Consider the following 23,913-nt stretch of genomic DNA (forward strand, 5'->3'; position numbering starts at 1 on the left):
CACACCGGCCCGAGCCTGCCCGCACCGGAAAGGCACCGGTTCCATGAGATCCCTCAGATCCGTGAGTTCCCCCCGCACGACGCGCACCGCCCTGGTGAGCGCCCTGGCCGCGGTCGCCGTGGCCGTCGGTCCATGGCTGACCTCCCCGGCCGACGCCACGACCGCCGAGGCCGGCTCGGCCAAGGCCGGCGAGACCGTCAACGTCTATCTGACCACCACCTCCGGCTCCGACGGCCGCACCGTCGTGAAGGGCCTGGAGCAGCAGGCGCCCACCCGGTTCGGCTCGGGCGGGGGCGGCAGCGTCACCGTCGACGAGTCCAGGACGTACCAGGAGTTCTCGGGCGCCGGGGCGTCGTTCACGGACACCGCCGCATGGCTGTTCAACAGCAGCGGCGCACTGAGCCAGAGCACCCGCGACGAGGTGATGCGCAAGCTCTTCTCGCCCACGGACGGCATCGGGGTGAGCTTCCTGCGCAACCCGCTCGGCGGCTCCGACCTGGCCCGCTTCGGCTACACCTTCGACGATGTGCCTGCCGGGCAGACCGACCCCGGTCTCACCCGGTTCTCCATCAACCACGACCTGGCCGACGTCCTGCCGCTGACCAAGCAGGCCAGGCAGCTCAACCCGGGGCTGAAGGTGATGGCCTCGCCCTGGACCGCCCCGGCCTGGATGAAGGACAACGACCAGCTCAATCAGGGCTGGCTGGAGGCGCAGTACTACGGCACGTACGCGAACTACTTCGTGAAGTACATCCAGGAGTACCAGAGCCGGGGCGTACCGATCGACTACGTGACCGTGCAGAACGAGCCCACCTGCTGCTCCGGCTACCCGTCGATGCAGTGGAACGGCTCCGGGCTCAACTACTTCACCAAGAGTGAGCTGCTGCCCAAGCTGGCGAACGCGGGCCTGAAGACCAAGGTGCTCGCCCTCGACTGGAACTGGGACCAGTGGGCGGGCTTCGGCGCACCCGTCGTGGACGACGCCGCCATCCGCAACCACCCGAACTTCGGCGGCATCGCCTGGCACGGCTACGGCGGGAACGTCGGCCAGCAGACGACCGTCCACAACCAGTACCCGAACGTGGACGCCTTCGACACCGAGCACTCCGGCGGCACCTGGATCGCCAATCAGCAGCAGGAGGACATGCACAACCTGATCGACTACACCCGCAACTGGGGCAAGAGCTGGATCAAGTGGAGCCTCGCCGTCGACCAGAACAAGGGCCCGCACAACGGCGGCTGCGGCACCTGCACCGGCCTGGTCACCGTGCACAACGGCGACGGCCAGAGCGGCCGGGTGGACTACACCGTCGAGTACTACACGATGGGCCACCTCACGAAGTTCGTGAAGCCCGGAGCCCGCCGCATCGACTCCAGCGCCAGCTCCACGGTGCCGAACGTGGCCTGGAAGAACCCGGACGGCTCCAAGGCGCTGATCGCCTACAACGACACCGGCAGCCAGCAGACCCTGAAGGTCAACTGGGGCAGCCAGTCGTTCAGCTACCAGCTCCCCGCCCGGGCCTCCGCCACCTTCACCTGGACCGGCACCCAGTCCTAGGCCCGGAGCGAGGCCACGCCCCCGCTCGACCCTGAACACAGCAAACGGCCCCTGGCTGCGTTTCCGCAGTTCAGGGGCCGTTTTCCACTGTGGCGGCGCCAGGATTCGAACCTGGGTAGGCTAAGCCGACGGATTTACAGTCCGCTCCCATTGGCCACTCGGGCACACCGCCTGGGATGTGGCCAGGTGCCCCGCTCTCGCGGTGCTGCTCCCTGGCAACGACGTAAACAATACCTGATGCGCGGGGGTGCTTCGCCACCCGGTTGATCGCCTCTGGATCATGGCCGAGATCGCTAGGCTGGCTGGAGCGGTCCGCTGGGCCGTGCCACTGACGGATCTACGTACGAGGAGCCAACTCAAGATGGCCGACTCCAGTTTCGACATCGTCTCGAAGGTCGAGCGGCAGGAGGTCGACAACGCTCTGAACCAGGCGAGCCGCGAGATCTCCCAGCGCTACGACTTCAAAAACGTCGGCGCCTCGATCGAGTGGTCGGGCGAGCGGATCGAGATGCGAGCCAACTCCGAGGAGCGGGTCAAGGCGATCCTCGACGTCTTCCAGTCCAAGCTGGTCAAGCGCGGGATCTCGCTGAAGGCCCTGGACGCGGGCGAGCCGCAGGCGTCGGGCAAGGAGTACAAGATCTTCGCCTCGCTGCAGGAGGGGATCTCGCAGGAGAACGCGAAGAAGGTCGCCAAGATCATCCGCGATGAGGGGCCCAAGGGCGTCAAGGCGCAGGTGCAGGGCGAGGAGCTGCGGGTGACCTCCAAGAGCCGGGATGACCTGCAGGCCGTGATCGCCCTGCTCAAGGGCAAGGACCTGGACTTCGCGGTGCAGTTCGTGAACTACCGGTAGGCAGCACCCGGACCGGTGCGGCAGGGGCGGTGCGGCGTGGCCGTGCCGCCCCTGGCGTTGTCGGCGGGCGCCCCTGGCGTTGTCGGCGGGCGGGTCAGCGGTGGCCGAAGGGCTGGTCGGTGGGGACGATCTCGTGGCCGAGGGGGGCCAGGGAGATCGGGATGAGCTTGAAGTTGGCCAGGCCCAGCGGGATGCCGATGATCGTGAGACAGAGGGCGATACCGGTGAGCAGATGGCCGAGCGCCAGCCACCAGCCCGCGAGGACGAGCCACAGGACGTTGCCGACGCAGGAGGCGGCTCCGGCGTCGCGGCGGGGGACGGCGGTACGGCCGAAGGGCCACAGGGCGAAGCCGGCGATGCGCCAGGAGGCGAGCGCGAAGGGGATGCCGATGATCGTGAGGAAGAGGAGCACCCCGGCGAAGACGTAGAGGATCGCCATCCAGAGGCCGGCGATGAGCAGCCAGATGAGGTTCAGGAGGGTTTTCACGGCTGGTGTCCTGCCATCTGCTCGAGTCGGGCGATGCGCTCCCGCATGGGCGGGTGGGTCGAGAAGAGCTTGGCCATGCCCTCACCGGCCCGGAACGGGTTGGCGATCATCAGGTGGCTGGCGGTCTCCAGGCGGGGCTCGGGCGGCAGCGGAAGCTGCTTCGTACCTGCTTCCAGTTTGCGCAGGGCGCTGGCGAGGGCCAAGGGGTCGCCGGTGAGCTGGGCGCCGGAGGCGTCGGCCTCGTATTCGCGGGAGCGGCTCACGGCGAGCTGGATGATGGCGGCCGCGAGCGGGCCGAGCAGCATGATCAGCAGCATGCCGACGAAGCCGGGGCCCTCGTCGTCGTCGGACCGGCCCATCGGGATCAGCCAGGCGAAGTTCACCAGGAACATGACCACGCTGGCGAGCGCGCCCGCGATCGAGGAGATCAGGATGTCGCGGTTGTAGACATGGCTGAGCTCATGGCCGAGGACCCCGCGCAGCTCGCGCTCGTCCAGCAGCCGCAGGATGCCGTCGGTGCAGCAGACCGCCGCGTTACGGGGGTTGCGGCCGGTCGCGAAGGCGTTGGGGGCCTCGGTCGGGGAGATGTAGAGCCGGGGCATCGGCTGGCGCGCGGCCGTGGAGAGCTCGCGCACCATGCGGTACAGCCCCGGTGCCTCGAACTCGCTGACGGGGCGGGCGCGCATCGCGCGCAGGGCCAGCTTGTCACTGTTCCAGTAGGCGTACGCGTTGGTCCCGAGTGCGACGACGACCGCGATGATCAGTCCGGTACGGCCGAAGAGACTGCCGATGAGGATGATGATCGCGGACAGACCACCGAGGAGTACGGCGGTCTTCAGCCCGTTGTGCCGGCGGTGCACTGTGTGCCCTCCCGTTGTGCCGCAGGGGAACGCTTTGCCTGGTGTCTCCACCTTCCAGTGGACCCTCCTGAAAAAGTCAACGCCAGGCGAAGGGCACCAGTTCCCTTGTGCACACGGGTGCGGGCGCGCGGCCGGGGTTGAGGCCGATGGCGACCGTAAGGCGGACGCGGACGCGGGGGCGCTTACGGCGTCGCGGGAACCATGACCGCGTCGCGGCAGCGGTTACCGCGTCGCGGGAGCCGTTACAGCAGGCTCTCCGAGGCGAACCGCAGGACGAGCTGCGGGGCGCCGGAGAGGGCGATGCCGACGACCGCGGTGAGGCCGATGGCGGCCGTAAGGGGGACGGCGCGCGGGCGGGCGACGGCCGCCCCGGCGGCGGGTGCGGGCTCCGCCCCGGCGACGGGCTCGGCGGCGGCCTCGGGGGCGCGGAAGAGCACCGCCGTCCACTGGAGGTAGTAGTAGAGCGCCACCACCACGTTGAGCGCCATCACCACCGCGAGCCAGCCCAGCCCCGCGTCCACGGCCGCCGAGAAGACGGTCACCTTGGCGAAGAGCCCGATGACGCCCGGGGGCAGCCCGGCCAGGCACAGCAGGAAGAAGGCCAGGGCCAGGGCGGCGCCCGGGCGGGCCGCGTACAGCCCGCGGTAGTCGGTGAGGCGGTTGGCCGGGCTCGTACGGGCCACCAGGGCGGCCACGGCGAAGGCGCCGAGGTTCACGGCCGCGTACATCAGGGCGTACGCGACGGTGGAGCCGATGGCGCGGGAGGCGTCCTTGCCGGAGTCGGCGTAGCCGGCCGCGGCGATCGGGACCAGCAGATAGCCCGCCTGGGCGACGGAGGACCAGGCGAGCAGGCGCACGGCGCTGAAGGCGCGCTCCGGGCGCTGGCGCAGCGCCGCGGCGTTCCCCGCGGTCATGGTGAGGGCGGCCAGGACCGCGATGGCCGGGCCCCACACATCGGCGTAGGAGGGGAAGGCGAGGACGGTCACCAGGATGAGGCCGGAGAAGCCGACCGCCTTACCGACGACGGACAGATACGCCGCGACGGGCACGGGGGCGCCGACGTAGGTGTCGGGCACCCAGAAGTGGAAGGGCACGGCGGCGGTCTTGAACGCGAAGCCCACCAGGGTGAGCACGACCCCCGCCTGGGCGAGCGTGTCGAGCCGCGGGTCGACATGGGTGAGCGCGTCGGCGATCCGGGACAGATGGAGGCTGCCGGTGGCGGCGTAGACGAAGCTGACACCGAGCAGCATCACGGCGGTCGCGGTGACCGAGGAGAGGAAGAACTTCAGCGCGGCCTCGGAGGACAGGCGGTCGCCGCGGCGCAGGCCCACCAGGGCGAAGGCCGGGAGCGAGGCCACTTCGAGGGCGATGACCAGGGTCGCCAGATCGCGGGAGGCGGGCAGCAGGGCCGCCCCGGCGGCCGAGGACAGCAGCAGGAACCAGAATTCGCCCGCGGGAAGTTTGAGATCGTCGAGGGCGCTGAAGGACAGCAGCCCGGTGAGCAGCGCCCCGCCGAGCACGAGGAACTGGATGACGAGGGCGAAGCTGTCGGCCGTATAGCTGCAGGCGTGATCGCCGGTGGTCAGGCAGAAGGTGGAGCGGTCGCCGTCCAGCAGCGGCAGCAGGGCGAGCGCGGCCAGGGCCAGTCCCGCTATCGCTCCCCAGCCCAGCAGATGCTTCCTGTGCTCGGGCAGGAAGAGGTCCGCGACGAGGACGGCGAGGCCGGCCACGGCCGCGATGGTGGGCGGTGCGACGGCGAGCCAGTCGACGGACTGGACGAGGCCGGTCGCCAGGCTCGTGGCGTTCGCAGTCATCGGTTGCCTCCCGCGAGGAGCTGCTGCACGGCCGGGTCGGTGAGGCCGAGGAGGGCCGCGGGCCACAGTCCGGCGAGGACGGTGAGGGCCACCAGGGGGCTCCAGGCGGCGAATTCATGGCCGTGGACGTCGGCGAGGGCGGGCCGCTCGGGCTCCGTCCCGACACGGGGCTCGATCGGATGGTCGCCCATGCAGACGCGCCGTACGACGATCAGCATGTAGGCGGCGGTGAGCAGGGTACCGAGGCCGGCGAACGCCATATAGGTGAGATACGCCGGGCGGCTGAGGCCGTCGGCGGGGTCGAAGGCGCCGAACATGGCGAGCATCTCGCCCCAGAACCCGGCGAGTCCGGGCAGCCCCAGGGAGGCCACGGCGCCGAAGGCGAGCAGTCCGCCCAGGCGTGGCGCCCTGCCGTACAGGGCGGCGCCACTGGTGCCCGCGAGCTGGTCGAGGTCGGTGGTGCCGGAGCGGTCCTTGAGGGCGCCGACGAGGAAGAAGAGCAGTCCGGTGATCAGGCCGTGGGCGATGTTGGCGAAGAGCGCGCCGTTCACCCCGGTGGGGGTGAGGGTCGCGATGCCCAGCAGCACGAAGCCCATATGGCCGACGGAGGAGTAGGCGATCAGGCGCTTGAGGTCGCCCCTGGCGCCGCTGCGTTCAAAAGGCGCGAAGCCTCCGTTGAGGGTGGTGGTGGGAGACGGGAGGGCGAGGGCGAGGCAGGCGAGGGATCCGTAGATGATGCCGACCACGGCGAACGCGGCGAGGTAGGGCGCGTAGGTGTGGGCCGCCCCGGGGGTGATCGGCAGCACGATGCGGACCAGCCCGTAGGTGCCCATCTTGAGCAGCACGCCCGCCAGCAGCACGGAGCCGACGGTGGGCGCGGCGGTGTGGGCGTCGGGCAGCCAGCTGTGCAGCGGCCACATGGGGGCCTTGACGGCGAGTCCGACGATGATGGCGAGGGCCGCGATCAGCTGGGTGGTGTGGCTGAGCTTCCCGCCGTTGTCAGTGGCGAGTGCCACCATGTCGAAGGTGCCGCCCTTGATCCCGACGAGGAGGAGGCCGAGCAGCATGACGACGGAGCCGAGCAGGGTGTAGAGGATGAACCGCCAGGCGGCACGCTCCCGTTCGCCGCTGCCCCACCGGTTGATGAGGAAGTACATCGGGATGAGGACCATCTCGAACGCCAGGAAGAACAGCATCAGGTCCAGCACCGCGAAGCTGGCCAGGGTGCCGGACTCCAGGAGCAGCAGCAGCGCCACGAAGGCCTTGGGGGACGGCCCGGAGGGCCGGTTGAAGTAGGCGTAGAGCGCGCTGAGGAAGCTCAGCAGCGCGGTCAGCACGAGCAGCGGCAGCGAGACGCCGTCGACGCCGAGGTGGATGCGGATGTCCAGCGCCGGGATCCAGCCGATGTCCGTCTGGGCCTGCATCCTGGCCGGGTGGTCGTGGTCGAAACCGGCGGCCAGCGCGATGGCGGCGGCGAGCACCACTCCGGTGACGGTCACGCCGTGCCGCAGCACGGCCTGGTCGGGTCCGCGGCCGCGCAGCCCGGGCGGGGCCGGGAGCAGGGCGGCGGCGCTGCCGAGCAGGGGGAGCACGACCAGGGCGGCGAGGAGGAGTTGCTGGACGGTGTGGTTCACGGGTCAGGCTCCCGCTGCGACGAGGACGGCGGCCACGGCCAGGACGAGGGAGCCCGCGAGCAGCGCGCCGAGGTAGGTCTGCACATTGCCGGTCTGGGCGCGGCGGACGGCCGCGCCGAGCAGGCGGGGCGCACCTCCCGCGCCGCGCACGTACGTCTCGACGACCTCGCGGTCGAGGAAGCGGACGAGCCGGGCGGCGGCCCGCACGGGGCGGACGAACAGGGCGCTGTAGACGGTGTCGAGGTGGAAGCCGACGGCCGCGTGGCGGTGCAGCGGGCCCAGGAGCAGCCGTCCGGGGTCGGCGGGGTCGCTGGCGCCCGCGATGGAGCCGTAGGCCGCCTCGTGGGTGGCGATGGCCTCGGCCTCGGAGACGGCGTCGGCGGCTTCGGGGTGGGCGGCCACCGCGCCGAGCGGGACGCGGGCGGCCCGGGCCGAGCGGTGCCGCCAGGCGCCGTACATGACGAGGACGCCGACCAGGGCCAGCCCGGTGCCGAGCACGGAGGTGGTGAGGGTCGGGGTGAGCGTCTCGCCGTCGAACCAGTCGGGCAGCGTGCCGTAGGCGAGGCCCAGGGCGGCCGTGGGGATGAACAGCACCCACAGGACGACGTTCATGGCCACCGGCTGCTTGCCGTGGTCGGGGACGGGCTCGCCCCGGCCGCGGAAGGCGAGCAGCCACAGCCGGGCCGCGTATCCGGCGGTCAGGAGCGCGGTAAGGAGACCGGCGACGAGGACCGTCCAGCCGACGCCCGCCGGGACGCCGGGGGTGTGGCCGGTCGCGGCGTGCTCGGCCGTGCCGAGGACGGCCTCCTTGGAGAAGAAGCCCGCGAAGGGCGTGATGGCGGCGAGCGCGAGCAGCGCGACCGTCATCGTCCAGAAGGCGTCGGGGATGCGCTGGGCGAGGCCGCTCATCCGGGACATGGCGGCCAGGGAGTTGCTGCCCGCGGCGTGGATCACCACGCCCGCGCCGAGGAAGAGCAGCGCCTTGAACGCGCCGTGGGTGATGAGGTGGAAGACGGCGGCGCCGCGGTCGTCGACGGCCAGCGCGCCCGTCATATAGCCGAGTTGGCCGACGGTCGAGTAGGCGAGGACGCGTTTGATGTCGTCCTGGGCGAGCGCGGCGAGCGCCGAGCCGACCATCGTCACGGCCGCCATGGCGGCCAGTACGGCGAGCGCGGCGGTGGAGGAGGCGAAGACGGGCAGCAGCCGGGCCACGACGAAGACACCGGCGGCGACCATGGTGGCCGCGTGGATCAGCGCGGAGACCGGCGTGGGGCCGGCCATCGCGTCCGGCAGCCAGGTGTGCAGCGGGAACTGCGCGGACTTGCCCGCCACCCCGGCCAGCAGCAGCAGCGCGATCAGGGTGGGGTGGTCCAGCGGCACCCCGGCGGTCTCGGAGGTCAGCCGGGTGTGGATCTCGCTGATCCGGAACGTGCCGGTGTCGCCCGCGAGCGCGAAGATGCCGATCAGGAACGGGACGTCGCCGAGCTTGGTGACCAGGAACGCCTTCAGGGACGCCGAGCGCGCGGCCGCGGTCTCCCAGTAGTGGCCCACCAGGAAGTACGAGCAGATGCCCATGATCTCCCAGCCGACGAGCAGCACGATCAGGTCGTCGGCGTAGACGACCAGGAGCATCGCGGCGGTGAAGAGGGAGACGAGCGCGGCGTAGGAGGGGTAGCGGGGGTCGTCCCGCAGATAGCCGGTCGAGTAGATCTGCACACAGCAGGCGACGACGGCGACGAGGACCGCGACCAGGGCGGCGAAGCCGTCGATCTGCAGGGCGAGGTCGACGGGGACCGAGCCGGTGTCGGCGAGCCGGGTCGCGGCGGTGAGCGGGGCCGTGCCGCCGCCCGCTCCCCCGCCCTGCCGTACCGCGACGAGCACGGCGAGCCCGGCCGCGGCGAGGGTCGGCAGCACCGCGAGGGGGCGGACGAAACCGGGGGCGCGGCGGCCCAGCAGAAGTCCGGCGAGGGCGCCGAGGAAGGGCAGGAGGGGGACGAGAACGGCGGCGGTCGTGGTCGTCACGCGGTCTGCCTCCGGGCGCGTCGTGCCTGGTCGGCGTCGTTGTCAGTGGGGGCTGCCATGCTGTCGTCCATCGGGTCCTGGCCGTCCGACGGGGGGTCGGCCAGGTCCCGGAGCTTGTCGACGTCGGCGGTGCCGCTGTTGCGGTGGACGAGGAGGACGATGGCGAGGCCGATGCCGATCTCGGCGGCGGCGATGGCGATGGTGAAGAGGGTCAGGGCCTGGCCCGCGTGCAGGGTGTCGCGGAGCCAGACGTCGAAGGCGACGAGGTTGAGGTTGACGGCGTTGAGCATCAGCTCGACCGACATCAGCACCAGGATCGCGTTGCGGCGGGCGAGGACGCCGTACAGGCCGGTGCAGAAGAGGAGGACGGCGAGCACGGCGGGGTAGGCGAGGTGCATCAGCGCTTCTCCTTGCCGACGCTCTGGGCGTCCCGCGGTTCGGCGGTCCTGCGGGACAGGACGATCGCGCCCACGAGCGCGGCGAGCAGGAGCACGGACAGCGCCTCGAACGGCAGCACCCAATGGCGGAAGAGGCTCTCACCGGAGACGGCGGTGGAGCCCTGGACGCCCTTGTCGAGCTCGATCCAGGTGGTCCGGAAGGCGTCCACGACCACCCACACCAGGACGCCCGCGGCCGCCACGGCCACCGCGAGCGCGGCGGGGCGGTTGGCCGAATCGGCGTCCGGGGAGGGGCCGATGGGCGCCTTGGTGAGCATCAGCCCGAAGAGGAGGAGGACGACGACGGAGCCGACGTAGATCAGCACCTGCACCCAGGCGATGAACTCCGCCGTGAGCAGGAGGTACTCCACGGCGATGCCGCCGAGCGCCACCACCAGCCAGAGGGCGGCGTGCACCAGTTGCTTGGTGGTGACGGTGAGGACGGCCGCGCCGAGGGTCGCGATGCCCACCAGCAGGAAGGCGATCTCGACGCCGGTCGGCGACAGGAACCCGTGGCCGGTGGCGGCCAGGTGGACCGCGGGACTCACGTGGCGGCTCCGTTTCCGTCGGTGCCGTTGCGCTCGTTGGGCCCGTCGGGTCCGTTGGGTCCGTCGCTCGCGTCGGAGGTGCGCTCCGACTCGGCGGCGGCCGCGGCCTCCGCGGCGGCGAGCTTGTCGGCGGTCTTACGGGCGGCGCCGATCTCCTTGGGCTCCTCCGCGCGCGGGTCCAGCGCGGGCGGCGCGGGCACCGTCCACATCCACTCGCGGAGCTTGTCCCGCTCATGGGTGAGATCGCGGATGTCCTCCTCCGCGTACTCGAACTCCGGCGACCAGAAGAGCGCGTCGAAAGGACACACCTCGATGCAGATACCGCAGTACATGCACAGGGCGAAGTCGATCGCGAACCGGTCCAGCACATTGCGGCTGCGCTCGCGCCCGCCCGGGGCGGCCGGGGGGACGGTCTCCTTGTGCGAGTCGATATAGATGCACCAGTCCGGGCATTCGCGGGCGCACAGCATGCAGACCGTGCAGTTCTCCTCGAACAGCCCGATCACCCCGCGGGTGCGGGGCGGCAGCTCGGGCTGCGCGTCCGGATACTGCGCGGTGTGCGACTTCCGGGTCATCGTGCGGAGGGTGACGGCCAGGCCCTTGGCCAGGCCGGATCCGGGGATGCCCATCAGGAGATCACCACCTTGACGACGCCGGTGAGGGCGATCTGGGCCAGTGAGAGCGGAATGAGGCAGGTCCAGGCGAACCGCTGCAGCTGGTCCTCGCGCAGCCGCGGATAGCTGACCCGCAGCCAGATCACGACGAAGGCGAGGACGGCCGTCTTCAGCAGCGTCCACAGCCAGCCGAGGCCGTCGGCGAACGGACCGTGCCAGCCGCCGAGGAACAGGACGGTGGTCAGCCCGCACAGGATGACGATGCCCGCGTACTCGGCGAGCAGGAAGAGCGCGAACCGCAGACCGGTGTACTCGGTGTACGCACCGAAGATGATCTCGGAGTCGGCGACCGGCGCGTCGAACGGCGGGCGCTGCAGCTCGGCGAGGCCGGCGGTGAAGAACACCACCCCGCCGACGATCTGCCACGGCACCCACCACCACTCGAACGCATCGAGGATGCCGGGCAGCGAGACCGTGCCCGCCGCCATCGCCACGGAGGCGGCGGTGAGCAGCATCGGCAGCTCGTACGCCATGAGCTGGGCGGCCGTCCGCAGGCCCCCGAGGAGGGAGAACTTGTTCGCCGAGGCCCAGCCCGCCATCAGTGAACCCAGCACCCCGACGCCCATCACGGCGAGCACGAAGAAGATGCCCGCGTCCACGACCTGGCCGACGGCGCCCTCGGCGGGGCCGACCGGGATCGCGACGAGGACGAGGAGGTACGGCAGCAGGGCGACGGCGGGCGCGAGCTGGAAGATCCGCCGGTCGGCGCCGGTGGGTACGACGTCTTCCTTCTGCGCGAACTTCACCCCGTCCGCGACCAGCTGGGCCCACCCGTGGAACCCGCCCGCGTACATCGGCCCGAGGCGGCCCTGCATATGGGCCATGACCTTGTGCTCGGTCTGCCCGACGAGCAGGGGCAGCACGAGAAAGGCGAGCAGGAGGGCGAGCAGTCGCAGCGCGACGTCGAGGACGTCGTTCACGCGGTGCCTCCTGGCTGGTCGTCGGGGTTGGTCTCGGGGGCGGGGCCCGGTTTCTCGCCGCCGCGTTCGTCCCCGTCTCCCTCGGCCTCCGGTGCCTCCGGCTCAGGCGGGGACGCGGCGTCCTCGTCCCGGGCGGGGCGCGGACGATGCCAGGGGGCATCGGACGAGCGGGTCCGCGACGCGGGGCGGCGCGAGTGCGCCGGGGACACGGATGCGGGCGACTCGGGCTCGGCGGCGCCTCCGGCCGCGGGGGCGTCATCGGCCGCGGGGGCTTCGGGCGCCGCGCCTTCGGGCGCCGGTGGCTCGGCGGGGGCCGACGGCTCATCGGCCGCCACCCGCCGACTGGCGGCGGCGTCCGGCTCCGAGGCTTCCGCCGTCGGCTCCGCGCCCGCAGGGCGCTGGCCCGCGGACCCCTCACCGGCGGTACGGGAGCGCCGCGTCGGGCGTTCGGCCGCCGGGGCGGGAGTCTCCGCACCCGCCGGGCGCTCCGCTGCCGGGGGCTGGGCCTCCTCCGCCGGCTCCGCGCCTGCCGGGCGTTCGGCCGCTGGGGGCTGAGCGCCCGCCGCCGCTTCCGCACCGCCCGGACGCTGGCTCGCGGAGCCCTCGCTCACGCTGCGCGAGAGCCGCGCCGGGCGTTCGGCCGCCGAGGCGGGAGTCTCCCCCGCCGCCTCCGCGCCTGCCGGGCGCTCGGCCGCCGAGGGCTGGGTGTCCGCTGTCGGCTCCACACCGCCCGGGCGCTGGCTTGCCGAGCCCTCGCTCACGCTGCGCGAACGCCGCGCCGGACGCTCGGCCGCCGGAGTCGGGGCGTCCGCCGTTGGCTCCGCGCCGGGCGGGCGCTGGCTCGCGGAGCCGGCCGTTGCGGTGCGGGTGCGGCGGGCGGGGCGGTCGCCCGCGGCGGCGCCTGCCGCGCGGGCGCCCCGGGCCGGGCGGGCCGGGGCCGGGGGCAGCTGGCCCTTGAGGGGGCCCCACTCGTTGGGGTCGGGGACGCCCGGCGGCAGCATCTGCCGGCGCTTGGGGCCGTGGCCGGTGCCCGACTCCCCCGGCTCCTTCGCGCCCGGCCACGCCTTGACGACCCGGGCCGCCAGCACGAAGTCCTTGCGCAGCGGATGCCCCTCGAAGCCGTCGGGGAGCAGCAGCGGTGCGAGACCGGGGTGGCCGGTGAAGCCGATGCCGAACATCTCGTGGGTCTCGCGCTCATGCCAGGCCGCCCCGGCGTAGACGCCGGTCGCGGTCGGCAGTGCGGCCGCGTCGTGCGGCACGGTGGTGCGCACCAGCAGACCGCGCACACCGCGCCCGGGCGCGCCAGCGCCGGCGCTCCCGCCCCCGCCGAGGGCGACGACATACGCGGCCGCCCGGAAGCCGGTGCCCGGCTCGTCGACCGCGCTCAGCCAGTCGAAGTAGCTGCAGCCGAGGGTGTCGCGGGCCGTCTCCAGCGACGCGATCCAGGAGTCGGCGGGGACGTCGACGGTGAGCAGGCCGTACGACTCCTCCGCCGTGGCGCCCTCGCCGAACAGCTCGGTGGCGGAACGCGGCAGCCAGCCCACGGGCGGCACGGCCACCGCAGCGGGCTCCGCCACCGCGGGCTCCGCCACCTCCGTGGGCTCGACCTCTACGGCCTCCGCCGCCCCGGCGGCCTCCGCCGCCCCGGCGGCCTCCGCCGCACCGGTCCGCTCCGGCGTCTCGTTCGGCTCCGGCGTCTCGCTCTGCTCCGGCGTCTCGTTCGGCTCGGTCATGTCGTGTCTTCCCGCCCCGGAGGCGTGACCAGCCCGCTGCGCAGCGCGGCCGCGGACGGGCGGCCCGCCGCCGCTTCGGCGCCGCCGGACCCGGAATTCCCGTAGCGCTCGCCCAGCGACTCGCGCGCGATCTTCTCCTGGAGCTTGAGGATGCCCTGCAGCAGCGCCTCGGGCCGGGGCGGGCAGCCGGGGACGTAGACGTCGACGGGGATGATCTGGTCGACGCCCTTCGTCACGGCGTACGAGTCCCAGTAGGGGCCGCCGCAGTTCGAGCAGGCCCCGAAGGAGATCACGTACTTCGGCTCCGGCATCTGCTCGTACAGCCGCTTGACCGCGGGCGCCATCTTGTCCGTGACCGTGCCGGAGACGACCATCAGGTCGGCCTGGCGCGGCCCCGGCGCGAAGGGGATCACGCCGAGCCGGATGAAGTCGTGGCGGGCCATCGACGCGGCGATGAATTCGATCGCGCAGCAGGCGAGGCCGAAGTTGAAGACCCACAGGCTGTAGCGGCGGCCCCAGTTCAGGACGACCTTCATCGGCTCGGGAGCCAGCCGGGCCAGCGTGCCGAGACGGCGCGGCTCCGGCAGGTCCACCGGAGCGGAGGCGGGGACCGGCGCGGCGACCGGTGTCGTCGGTGTCGGTGTCGGCGTGGGGTTCGGTGTCACGTCCACTCCAGGACGCCCTTCTTCCATGCGTACAGCAGACCTACGGCGAGGAACCCGAGGAAGATGAACATCTCCACCAGCGTGGCGGCCCCGAAGCCGGGTGCCGCGAAGACCGTCGCCCACGGGAACAAGAAGATCGAGTCCACCGCGAAAATCACATACAGAAAAGCGTAGACGTAGTAACGGACCTGGGTGTGGGCCCAGCCCTCGCCCACCGGGTCCACTCCGCACTCGTAGGTCAGCAGCTTCTCCGGTGTCGGCACCACGGGCCGCAGCAGCCGCCCGGCCCCGAAGGCCACGGCGACGAAGATCACGCCGATCGCCGCCAGCAGTCCGACCACCGTATAGCCGTGGAAGTAGCCGTCCGCGAGCTGGACGCCGGCGCCAGTCGTGGTGTGTACGGTCGTCGCCTCCGGCACGTCCGCCCCTCGCTCCCTGGTCTCGTGGTCCCTGCCCGCTCCTCGTCGACCTCGCGTGTTCGACGATCCGTACGGACGGGAAGTCTAGGCCCTGCCGCCGCCCGCCCGGGCGGCCCGTCCGCCATGCGGTAGGGCTAGCCCCATGGCGGTCCCCCCGCCGGGCCGGGCAGTCTTGCTGCCATGACCTCCAGTTCCCCCGTCCACGGCCCCGACGGCGGCGGCCGTGGCCGCGGCGACGAGCGGCTGCCCCGGCCGCCCGCGTTCGCCTTTCCCGCGCAGACCTGGAAGGAGATCGCCTATCTCCTGGCCAATCTGCCGGTGGGCATCGCCTGCTTCGTCCTCACCCTGATCTGGCTGGCCGTGGGCCTGGGGCTGTCCGTCACGGTGGTGGGGCTGCCGCTGCTGGCCCTGGGGCTGCGCTTCAGCCGGCTCCTCGGCCGGTTCGAGCGGAACCGCGCCAGGGCGCTGCTCTCGGTGCACATCGACGAGCCCAGCCCCCTGCCGTACCGGCCGGACAGTGGCTTCCTCAGCCGGCTGTGGACGAGTCTGCGGGACCCGGTCGGCTGGCGCGCCACGCTGTACGCCCTGATCCGGCTGCCGTGGGCGGTGGTCACCTTCGCGCTCACCCTGACCTCGCTGTTCGTCGCCTGGCCGGTGCTGCCGTGGATCGCCCGGGGGCTGACGCACGCGGATCGGGCGATGGTGCGCGGGCTGCTGTTCCCCTCCGATGAGCTGGAGCGGCGGATCGCCGAGCTGGAGTCGGACCGGGGCACGGTGGTCGACACCGCCGCCGCGGATCTGCGCCGCATCGAGCGCGATCTCCACGACGGCGCCCAGGCCCGGCTGGTCGCCCTCGCCATGGGGCTCGGCCTGGCGAAGGAGAAGCTGGAGGAGGACCCGGAAGCCGCCGCCAAGATGGTCGACGAGGCCCACGGCGAGGTGAAGCTCGCGCTGCAGGAACTGCGCGACCTCGCCCGCGGCATCCACCCCGCGATCCTCACCGACCGCGGCCTCGGCCCGGCCCTCTCCGCGCTCTCGGCCCGCTGCACCGTCCCGGTCACGGTGACGGTCGAGCTGCCCGAACGCCCGGCGCCCGCGATCGAGGGAATCGCCTACTTCACCGTCTCCGAACTGCTCCAGAACATCAGCAAGCACAGCGGCGCCCGCACCGCCGAGGTCGACCTGTGGCGTACCGAGGACCGGCTGCTGATCCAGGTACGGGACGACGGGCACGGCGGGGCGACCACCGACGGCGGTTCGGGGCTCGCGGGGCTGACCGAGCGGCTGGGCTCGGTCGACGGGCTCTTCGCGGTGGACTCGCCGCCCGGTGGCCCGACCACCGTGACCGCCGAGCTGCCCTGGCGCCACCGGACGGGGTCGGCGGCGGGCACGGCGGTGGCGCATTCCCGGTAAGGCGCCCGACGCCGAGCGCAGAGCCGGCCCCCGGAGCGCAGAGCCAGGCCCCGGCATGGCGCCTGCACACCCCCGGACCGCAGAGCCGGCCCCCCGGTAACGCGCCCGCACACCCCCGAAAGGTAGGGCTAACCCCCCGGTGAAGAGGCCGATCCGCCCGATGGTCGGGCCGACCTCGCTCCGGGACTCTGGGTGTACGCAGAGAACGCGACCCACCCTGACCCGGATCGCGTGACCCCACAGGCCCCCAGGCCCCAGGCCCCAGGCCCGAGACCCCCACGCCCCCGGAGGACGGACGAGACGATGGCCACCGCATATCGACCCTATGAGCCGGGGACCGAGCCCCGTGGCCATCTGGTGCCCGCGGCGCTGAAGGCGCCGTTCCAGGCCCGGGTCTGGCGTGAGTTCCTCTATCTCGTGATCAGCCTGCCGATGTCCATCCTCACCTTCGTCTACACGATCACGATGCTCGCGCTCGGCGCCGGGCTGCTGATCACCTTCCTCGGCGTCCCGGTGCTCGGCGCCGCCCTCGCGGGCTGCCGGGCGCTCGGCGTCGTCGAGCGGGCCCGCGCCCGTGCGCTGCTGCGGCTGGACGTGGCCGAGCCCGAGCCCGTCCTCGGCGGGAGGGGCGGCCGCGGGGGCAGGCGCGGGCCGGTCGCCTGGGTGGGCGCGCTGCTCAGGAGCGGCACCTCCTGGCGTCATGTGATCTACGCGCTGATCCATCTGCCGTGGGCGCTCTTCTCCTTCACCTTCGCGATCGCCTTCACCTGCTACGGCTGGGGCTTCGCGACCTATCCGCTGTGGCGCTGGGTCTTCCCCCGGTATGTGGACGAGCCGGGCCTGCAGATCTTCGGGGACGACCACGGGCGCGCGTTCTATCTGGACACCCCGTTCGAGATCGCCGCGACCTGTGCCGTGGGGGTGCTGGTCCTGCTGCTGAGCCCGTGGGTGATGCGGGCGCTGACCTCGGTCGACCGGATCATGGTGGCCGGGCTGCTCGGTCCGTCCCGGCTGGCGAGCCGGGTCTGGGAGCTGGAGTCCGACCGGGGCACGGTGGTCGACACCGCCGCCGCGGATCTGCGCCGCATCGAGCGGGACCTCCACGACGGCGCGCAGGCCCGGCTGGTCGCCCTCGCCATGGATCTGGGCCTGGCGAAGGAGAAGCTGGACGAGGATCCGGAAGCCGCCGCCAAGATGGTCGACGAGGCCCACGGCGAGGTGAAGCTCGCGCTCCAGGAGCTGCGCGACCTCGCCCGCGGCATCCACCCCGCGATCCTCACCGACCGCGGCCTCGGCCCCGCCCTGTCCGCGCTCTCGGCCCGCTGCACCGTCCCCGTCACGGTGACCGTCGACCTTCCGCAGCGGCCCGCGCCCGCGATCGAGGGAATCGCCTACTTCACCGTCTCCGAACTGCTCCAGAACATCAGCAAGCACAGCGGCGCCCGCACCGCCGAGGTCGACGTCTGGCGCACGGAGGACCGGGTGCTCCTGCAGATCACGGACGACGGGCGGGGCGGGGCCGGCACCTCCGCCGGTTCGGGTCTGGCCGGGCTGGCCGAGCGGATCGACGCGGTGGACGGCGTCCTCGTCGTCAACTCCCCGCCGGGCGGCCCGACCACCGTGACCGCCGAGCTCCCCTGGCGCTGAGGGCGCACGACTCCACCAGTCGTACACGTCCGGTTCTGCGCGACGCGGGCGGCCCAACCCTGGGATGCTGGTCCCCACGGAACAAGCGAAACGGGGGCCGAGTGAAACGGGGGCCGAGCATCGTGCCGGACAGAGTACGGGTGGTCATCGCCGAGGATTCGGTGCTGCTCCGGGAGGGGCTGACCCGGCTGCTGACCGACCGGGGCCATGAGGTGGTCGCGGGCGTCGGGGACGCGGAAGCGCTGATCAAATCGGTGCGGGAGCTGGCCGACGAGGGCGTGCCGCCGGATGTGGTGGTGGCCGACGTACGGATGCCGCCCACGCACACCGACGAGGGGGTGCGGGCGGCCATCCGGCTCCGCCGTGACCATCCGGGCCTGGGGGTGCTGGTCCTGTCGCAGTACGTGGAGGAGCAGTACGCCACCGAGCTGCTGGCCGGGAACAGCCGGGGCATCGGCTATCTGCTCAAGGACCGGGTGGCCGAGGTGCGCGAGTTCGTGGACGCGGTGGTGCGGGTCGCCGAGGGCGGTACGGCGCTCGACCCGGAGGTGGTCGCCCAGCTGCTGGGCCGCAGCCGCAAGCAGGATGTGCTGGCCGGGCTCACCCCGAGGGAGCGGGAGGTCCTGGGGCTGATGGCCGAGGGGCGGACCAATTCGGCGATCGCCCGGCAGCTCGTGGTGAGCGATGGCGCGGTCGAGAAGCACGTCAGCAACATCTTCCTGAAGCTGGGCCTGTCGCCGAGTGACGGGGATCACCGTCGGGTGCTCGCCGTCCTCACCTATCTCAATTCCTGAAAGCAGACTTCCGCGGGCCAAAGCGGGGCCAAAGGCTGAACGGCGGATCATCGGAAACGGCAGTACGGGGGATAGGACACGCTATGCCAAACCGTGACATATATGGTTCTTCTTTGGGCGTCCACCATGTGATCCGGCCAAGGAAGGCCACCCTTACCGACGTACGATGGTCATGGGACAACAACCGGTCGGCACCGACTGTCCAGGAGCGCCGCCTCAAGGGAGGTCCGAAGCAGTGACCAGCCAGGTCAGTAGCCCGGCCGAGCAGGCCGAACCAGCCGATCAGCAGGGCGGGCAGACGCCCGCCGGGGGGCAGCGAACAGCGGAGGGCGGTAAAGAGGTCCGCCGTCTGGACCGGGTGATCATCCGGTTCGCGGGTGACTCGGGTGACGGTATGCAGCTCACGGGTGACCGGTTCACCTCGGAGACGGCGTCATTCGGAAACGACCTGTCGACCCTGCCGAACTTCCCGGCGGAGATCCGTGCCCCCGCAGGCACCCTGCCCGGAGTGTCGAGCTTCCAGCTCCACTTCGCCGATCACGACATCCTCACCCCGGGTGACGCGCCGAACGTGCTGGTGGCGATGAACCCGGCCGCGCTGAAGGCCAACCTCCCCGATGTGCCGCGCGGGGCGGAAATCATCGTCAACACCGACGAGTTCACCAAGCGGCCCATGGCCAAGGTCGGCTATGACCAAAGCCCCCTGGAGGACGGCTCGCTGGACGGCTATCACGTCCACCCGGTGCCGCTCACCACGCTCACCATCGAGGCGCTGAAGGAATTCGGCCTGTCCCGCAAGGAGGCCGAGCGCAGCAAGAACATGTTCGCGCTCGGGCTGCTGTCGTGGATGTACCACCGGCCGACCGAGGGCACCGAGAAGTTCCTGCGGCAGAAGTTCGCGAAGAAGCCGCAGATCGCCGAGGCGAACGTGGCGGCCTTCCGGGCGGGCTGGAACTTCGGCGAGACCACCGAGGACTTCGCGGTCTCCTACGAGGTCGCCCCGGCCACCAGGGCCTTCCCCACCGGCACCTACCGGAACATCTCCGGAAACCTGGCGCTGTCGTACGGGCTGATCGCGGCCTCCCGCCAGGCGGATCTGCCGCTGTTCCTGGGGTCGTATCCGATCACCCCGGCCTCGGACATCCTGCATGAGCTGTCCAAGCACAAGAACTTCGGTGTGCGCAGCTTCCAGGCCGAGGACGAGATCGCCGGGATCGGCGCCGCGCTGGGCGCGGCCTTCGGCGGCTCCCTCGCCGTGACCACCACCTCCGGCCCGGGCGTGGCGCTCAAGTCGGAGACCATCGGGCTCGCGGTCTCGCTGGAGCTGCCGCTGCTGGTCATCGACATCCAGCGCGGCGGCCCCTCCACCGGGCTGCCCACCAAGACCGAGCAGGCCGATCTGCTGCAGGCCATGTACGGGCGCAACGGCGAGGCCCCGGTGCCGATCGTGGCCCCGAAGACCCCGGCCGACTGCTTCGACGCCGCGCTCGACGCCGCCCGGATCGCCCTGACCTACCGCACCCCGGTCTTCCTGCTGTCGGACGGCTATCTGGCCAACGGCTCGGAGCCCTGGCGGGTGCCGGACGTCGACGAGCTGCCCGATCTCCGCGTCCAGTTCGCGACCGGGACCAACCATGTGCTGGCCGACGGCACCGAGGTCTTCTGGCCGTACAAGCGCGACCCAAAGACCCTGGCCCGCCCCTGGGCCGTGCCGGGAACGCCCGGTCTGGAGCACCGGATCGGCGGCATCGAGAAGCAGGACGGCTCGGGGAACATCTCCTACGACCCGGCCAACCACGAGCACATGGTCCGCATCCGCCAGGCCAAGGTGGACGGCATCACCGTGCCGGACATCGAGGTGGACGACCCGACCGGCGACGCCCGCACCCTGGTCCTGGGGTGGGGGTCGACGTACGGCCCGATCACCGCCGCGGTGCGCCGCGTCCGCGCCGCGGGCGACCGCATCGCCCAGGCCCATCTGCGCCATCTCAACCCCTTCCCGGCCAACCTCGGCAAGGTGCTGGAGGGTTACGAGAAGGTGGTGGTGCCGGAGATGAACCTGGGTCAGCTGGCGACGCTGCTGCGCGCCCGCTATCTGGTCGACACCCGCTCCTTCACCCAGGTCCGCGGGCTGCCCTTCAAGGCCGAACAGCTCGCCACCGCCCTCAAGGAGGCCATCGATGACTGACACCCTCGCCGAGGGCGCGGCATCGGCTCGCAGCGCGCTCTCCCTGGTGCCCAAGAGCGACACCAAGCAGACGATGAAGGACTTCAAGTCCGACCAGGAGGTCCGCTGGTGCCCCGGCTGCGGCGACTACGCGATCCTCGCCGCCGTCCAGGGCTTCATGCCCGAACTGGGCCTGGCGAAGGAGAACATCGTCTTCGTCTCCGGCATCGGCTGCTCCTCGCGCTTCCCGTACTACATGAACACCTATGGCATGCACTCCATCCACGGCCGCGCCCCGGCCATCGCCACCGGTCTGGCCGCCTCGCGGCAGGATCTGTCGGTGTGGGTGGTCACCGGTGACGGAGACGCGCTGTCGATCGGCGGCAACCACCTGATCCACGCGCTGCGCCGCAATGTGAACCTGAAGATCCTGCTCTTCAACAACCGCATCTACGGCCTGACCAAGGGTCAGTACAGCCCCACCTCCGAGGTCGGCAAGATCACCAAGTCGACCCCGATGGGCTCCCTGGACGCGCCGTTCAACCCGCTGTCGCTCGCGCTCGGCGCCGAGGCGGGCTTCGTGGCCCGCACCGTCGACTCCGACCGCAAGCACCTCACCGAGGTGCTGCGGCAGGCGGCGGCCCATCCGGGCACCGCGCTGGTGGAGATCTACCAGAACTGCAACATCTTCAACGACGGCGCCTTCGCGGCCCTGAAGGACAAGGAGCAGGCCCAGGAGGCCGTGATCCGGCTGGAGCACGGGCAGCCGATCCGCTTCGGCGCCGACCAGGCCAAGGGCGTCGTCCGCAACCAGAGCACCGGCGACCTCGAAGTGGTCACCGTCACCGCCGAGAACGAGCACCAGGTGCTGGTGCACGACGCCCACGCCGCCTCGCCCACCACGGCGTTCGCGCTGACCCGGCTCGCCGACGCCGACACGCTCCACCACACCCCCATCGGGGTGCTGCGCGATGTGGACCGGCCGGTCTACGACACCCTGATGTCCCACCAGCTCGACAACGCCGTGGAGCTCAAGGGCAAGGGCGACCTCGGCGCGCTGCTCGCCGGCGGCGACACCTGGACCGTCGTGGGCTGACCCCCGGCGGGCCCCGCTCCGCCGACGGGCACCTTCGTACCGGCGGCGGGCACATTCGTACATACGGGCACAGGCGGGTGCCCGGCCGGAGCGTCTGACCACGCCCCGGCCGGGCACCCGCTCTGCTATCCGCATGGCCGACCCCGCCGCCCCGATCCAGCCGCCCGACCGCCCCGCCTACCGCCTCAAGCGGCTGCTGCTCGGCCCGCCCCTGGTCACCGAGCGGATCCGGCGCGAGAAGCTGGGCAATCCGGCCGCGCTGGGCGTGCTGGCCTCCGACTGCATCTCGTCGACGGCGTACGGCAGCGAGGAGATGCTGCGGGTGCTGGTGCCGGTCATCGGGGTGGCGGCGTTCTCCCTGATCCTCCCGGTGACCGGGGCGATTCTGCTGGTGCTGCTGCTGGTCACGCTCTGCTACAGCGATGTGGTGATGATCTACACCCGGGCGGGCGGCTCCTATGTGGTGGCACGGGAGAACTTCGGCCCGGACATCGCCCAGATCGCCTCCGTGGCGCTGCTGGTGGACTACATCGTCACCGTCGCGGTCCAGGTCTCCGCGGGCACCAACGCGATCATCTCGTTCGCCCATCTCGTCGGCGGCACCTGGACCGGTATCGACCATCTCCAACTGCCCCTCAGCGCCCTGGTGATCCTGATCCTCGCCTACGGCAATCTGCGCGGACTGCGGGAGGCCGGGCGGGTCTTCATGGTGCCCGCCTATCTGTTCATCGTCGCCATCGGGCTGATGCTGGTGGTCGGCGTGATCCGCGGGCTCACCGGGCAGCTTCCGCACGCCGATGTGCACGCCGCGGGCGCCGTGCCCCTCGGCACCCCGGACGGCGGCTGGCTCTACGGCGCCTCGCTCTTCATCGTGCTGCGCTCGTTCGCCAACGGCGGCTCCTCGCTGACCGGTCTGGAGGCGATCTCCAACAGCGTCTCGGTCTTCCGCGATCCCAAGGGCCACAACGCCCGCCGCACGCTGATCACGATGAGCTGCATCCTGGGCACGCTGGTCCTCGGGGTCTCCGCCCTCGCCCACTTCACCCACGCCATCCCGTACCGGGACGGCACCCCGACCGTCCTGGCGCAGGAGGCCCATCTGGTCTTCGGCGACGGGGCGGTGGGCGCCCTGGGGCTGGCGTTCGTCCAGCTGGCGACCGCGCTCATCCTCTACACGGGCGCCAACACGCCGTTCACCGGCTTCCCCTTCCTGGCCAGCTTCGTGGCCGAGGACCGCTTTCTGCCCCGGCAGCTGACCCGGCGCGGTCACCGGCTGGCCTTCTCCAACGGGATCATCGCGCTGGCCGTGGTGGCGCTGGCGCTGCTGGTGGTCACCGAGGCCAATGTGGACCGGCTGGTGGCGCTGTACGCGATCGGGGTGTTCACCGCCTTCACCATGGCCGGGGCCGGGCTGACCGCCTATCACCTGCGGCGCCGGGAGCCGGGCCGGGGCTGGAAGATCGCGGTCAATCTCACCACCGCGGCCGTCTCCGCCGCCGTGGTGCTGATCTTCGGAATCACCAAGTTCACCGAGGGCGCCTGGCTGGTCGTGGTGGTCTTCCCGCTGGGGGTCTGGGCGCTGATCCGGATCAACCGCGAGTACCGAGCGGAGGCGGCCGCCCTGGAGGCGGTGCCGCGTCCGGGGGACGACGTTCCGCGCTGGCGGCGCCATGTCGTCTTCGTCCTGGCGGACAGCATCGACCTCGCGACGGTCAAGGCGCTGCGGTACGCCCATGAGCTGCGGCCCGACGAGGTCCGCGCGGTGCACTTCATGGTGGACGAGAGCCATGCCCGCCGGCTGATGGCGCGGTGGGAGGCCACGGCGGGGGTGACGGTGGCGCTGGAGGTCGTGGCCTGCCCGGACCGGCGGCTGCGCCAGGCGGTGATGGAGCTGGCGGCCCGTACCACCGAGGACGGGCAGACCGCGCTGACCCTGCTGGTGCCGCGCCGCACCTACGCCTCCCCGCTGGGCAAGCTGCTGCACCGGGGCACGGCGGAGTCGCTGGCGAAGGCGCTGGAGCACCTGCCGGGTGTGGCGGTGACGATCCTGCCGTTCGCGGTCAGCCTCGCGGCACGGGAGAGCGAGGTCCCGGAGTGACGCGGATCCGGGCCTGGACCCCGACCGTGACATGGCCCGGGTCCCGGATGAACACACTTACTTAACCGGAAGTACCT

20 protein-coding genes and 1 tRNA gene are annotated in these 23,913 nt (G+C 71.7%); 8 read left to right on the plus strand and 13 right to left on the minus strand.

Features of this window, described 5'->3' with window-relative positions; genetic code table 11:
• Positions 1 to 43: 43 nt before the first annotated feature.
• Positions 44 to 1,558 (plus strand): glycoside hydrolase family 30 protein, encoded by a 1,515-nt coding sequence (locus tag J8403_RS19115; protein ID WP_211124245.1) that lies wholly within the window; start codon positions 44 to 46, stop codon positions 1,556 to 1,558.
• A gap of 90 nt (positions 1,559 to 1,648) precedes the next feature.
• On the opposite strand, the gene J8403_RS19120 is transcribed toward J8403_RS19115, so the two are convergent.
• Positions 1,649 to 1,730: transfer RNA gene (locus J8403_RS19120), tRNA-Tyr, on the minus strand.
• A 189-nt stretch (positions 1,731 to 1,919) separates the two neighbouring features.
• Between J8403_RS19120 and J8403_RS19125 the strand changes: the two genes are divergently transcribed.
• Positions 1,920 to 2,408, plus strand: a complete 489-nt coding sequence (locus J8403_RS19125) for a YajQ family cyclic di-GMP-binding protein (RefSeq protein ID WP_059148998.1) — start codon at positions 1,920 to 1,922, stop codon at positions 2,406 to 2,408.
• A gap of 94 nt (positions 2,409 to 2,502) precedes the next feature.
• Here the strand turns inward: J8403_RS19125 and J8403_RS19130 are convergent, their stop codons facing one another.
• The 12 genes from J8403_RS19130 to J8403_RS19185 form a co-directional block, all read right to left on the minus strand.
• The gene (locus J8403_RS19130) at positions 2,503 to 2,895 is read right to left on the minus strand and encodes a YccF domain-containing protein (protein WP_211124246.1); all 393 of its coding nucleotides are present in this window, start codon (positions 2,893 to 2,895) and stop codon (positions 2,503 to 2,505) included.
• Positions 2,892 to 3,755 carry a zinc metalloprotease HtpX gene (htpX, locus tag J8403_RS19135; RefSeq protein ID WP_211124247.1) on the minus strand — a complete coding sequence of 288 codons (864 nt, stop codon included), beginning with the start codon at positions 3,753 to 3,755 and terminating at the stop codon, positions 2,892 to 2,894. The genes J8403_RS19130 and htpX overlap by 4 nt, the downstream gene beginning before the upstream one ends.
• Before the next feature lie 242 nt (positions 3,756 to 3,997).
• Positions 3,998 to 5,569 carry an NADH-quinone oxidoreductase subunit N gene (locus tag J8403_RS19140; RefSeq protein ID WP_211124248.1) on the minus strand — a complete coding sequence of 524 codons (1,572 nt, stop codon included), beginning with the start codon at positions 5,567 to 5,569 and terminating at the stop codon, positions 3,998 to 4,000.
• Positions 5,566 to 7,203: a complex I subunit 4 family protein gene (locus J8403_RS19145; protein ID WP_211124249.1), complete on the minus strand. Its 1,638-nt coding sequence runs from the start codon at positions 7,201 to 7,203 to the stop codon at positions 5,566 to 5,568. Before J8403_RS19145 ends, J8403_RS19140 begins: the two co-directional genes overlap by 4 nt.
• A 3-nt stretch (positions 7,204 to 7,206) precedes the next feature.
• Positions 7,207 to 9,225 (minus strand): NADH-quinone oxidoreductase subunit 5 family protein, encoded by a 2,019-nt coding sequence (locus J8403_RS19150; protein ID WP_211124250.1) that lies wholly within the window; start codon positions 9,223 to 9,225, stop codon positions 7,207 to 7,209.
• Entirely contained in the window at positions 9,222 to 9,623 is a 402-nt protein-coding gene (gene nuoK, locus J8403_RS19155; RefSeq protein ID WP_211124251.1) for an NADH-quinone oxidoreductase subunit NuoK, read from the minus strand. The genes J8403_RS19150 and nuoK overlap by 4 nt, the downstream gene beginning before the upstream one ends.
• A complete protein-coding gene (locus J8403_RS19160; protein WP_211124252.1) occupies positions 9,623 to 10,210 on the minus strand; it encodes an NADH-quinone oxidoreductase subunit J family protein in 588 nt (195 codons plus the stop codon). Before J8403_RS19160 ends, nuoK begins: the two co-directional genes overlap by 1 nt.
• On the minus strand, positions 10,207 to 10,839 hold the full coding sequence (locus tag J8403_RS19165) for a NuoI/complex I 23 kDa subunit family protein (protein WP_211124253.1): 633 nt from the start codon (positions 10,837 to 10,839) through the stop codon (positions 10,207 to 10,209). Before J8403_RS19165 ends, J8403_RS19160 begins: the two co-directional genes overlap by 4 nt.
• Positions 10,839 to 11,804 (minus strand): complex I subunit 1/NuoH family protein, encoded by a 966-nt coding sequence (locus J8403_RS19170; RefSeq protein WP_211124254.1) that lies wholly within the window; start codon positions 11,802 to 11,804, stop codon positions 10,839 to 10,841. The genes J8403_RS19165 and J8403_RS19170 overlap by 1 nt, the downstream gene beginning before the upstream one ends.
• Complete coding sequence (locus J8403_RS19175; RefSeq protein ID WP_246585898.1) at positions 11,801 to 13,537, minus strand: NADH-quinone oxidoreductase subunit C; 1,737 nt, start codon at positions 13,535 to 13,537, stop codon at positions 11,801 to 11,803. The genes J8403_RS19170 and J8403_RS19175 overlap by 4 nt, the downstream gene beginning before the upstream one ends.
• On the minus strand, positions 13,534 to 14,208 hold the full coding sequence (locus J8403_RS19180) for an NADH-quinone oxidoreductase subunit B (RefSeq protein ID WP_211124255.1): 675 nt from the start codon (positions 14,206 to 14,208) through the stop codon (positions 13,534 to 13,536). Before J8403_RS19180 ends, J8403_RS19175 begins: the two co-directional genes overlap by 4 nt.
• Complete coding sequence (locus tag J8403_RS19185; RefSeq protein ID WP_211124256.1) at positions 14,199 to 14,621, minus strand: NADH-quinone oxidoreductase subunit A; 423 nt, start codon at positions 14,619 to 14,621, stop codon at positions 14,199 to 14,201. Before J8403_RS19185 ends, J8403_RS19180 begins: the two co-directional genes overlap by 10 nt.
• Positions 14,622 to 14,801: 180 nt before the next feature.
• Between J8403_RS19185 and J8403_RS19190 the strand changes: the two genes are divergently transcribed.
• The 6 genes from J8403_RS19190 (at position 14,802) to J8403_RS19215 (ending at position 23,836) form a co-directional block, all read left to right on the plus strand.
• Entirely contained in the window at positions 14,802 to 16,034 is a 1,233-nt protein-coding gene (locus J8403_RS19190) for a sensor histidine kinase (protein WP_211124257.1), read from the plus strand.
• A gap of 303 nt (positions 16,035 to 16,337) precedes the next feature.
• Entirely contained in the window at positions 16,338 to 17,681 is a 1,344-nt protein-coding gene (locus J8403_RS19195) for a sensor histidine kinase (protein WP_211124258.1), read from the plus strand.
• Between the two features lie 122 nt (positions 17,682 to 17,803).
• A complete protein-coding gene (locus J8403_RS19200) occupies positions 17,804 to 18,475 on the plus strand; it encodes a response regulator transcription factor (protein ID WP_137966904.1) in 672 nt (223 codons plus the stop codon).
• Between the two features lie 235 nt (positions 18,476 to 18,710).
• Entirely contained in the window at positions 18,711 to 20,663 is a 1,953-nt protein-coding gene (locus J8403_RS19205; RefSeq protein ID WP_078642876.1) for a 2-oxoacid:acceptor oxidoreductase subunit alpha, read from the plus strand.
• Positions 20,656 to 21,738 (plus strand): 2-oxoacid:ferredoxin oxidoreductase subunit beta, encoded by a 1,083-nt coding sequence (locus J8403_RS19210; RefSeq protein WP_211124259.1) that lies wholly within the window; start codon positions 20,656 to 20,658, stop codon positions 21,736 to 21,738. The genes J8403_RS19205 and J8403_RS19210 overlap by 8 nt, the downstream gene beginning before the upstream one ends.
• Before the next feature lie 133 nt (positions 21,739 to 21,871).
• Positions 21,872 to 23,836: an APC family permease gene (locus tag J8403_RS19215; protein WP_211124260.1), complete on the plus strand. Its 1,965-nt coding sequence runs from the start codon at positions 21,872 to 21,874 to the stop codon at positions 23,834 to 23,836.
• The last annotated feature ends 77 nt before the right edge of the window (positions 23,837 to 23,913 follow it).

It is taken from the genome of Streptomyces yatensis (assembly GCF_018069625.1).
Lineage (GTDB): Bacteria > Actinomycetota > Actinomycetes > Streptomycetales > Streptomycetaceae > Streptomyces > Streptomyces yatensis.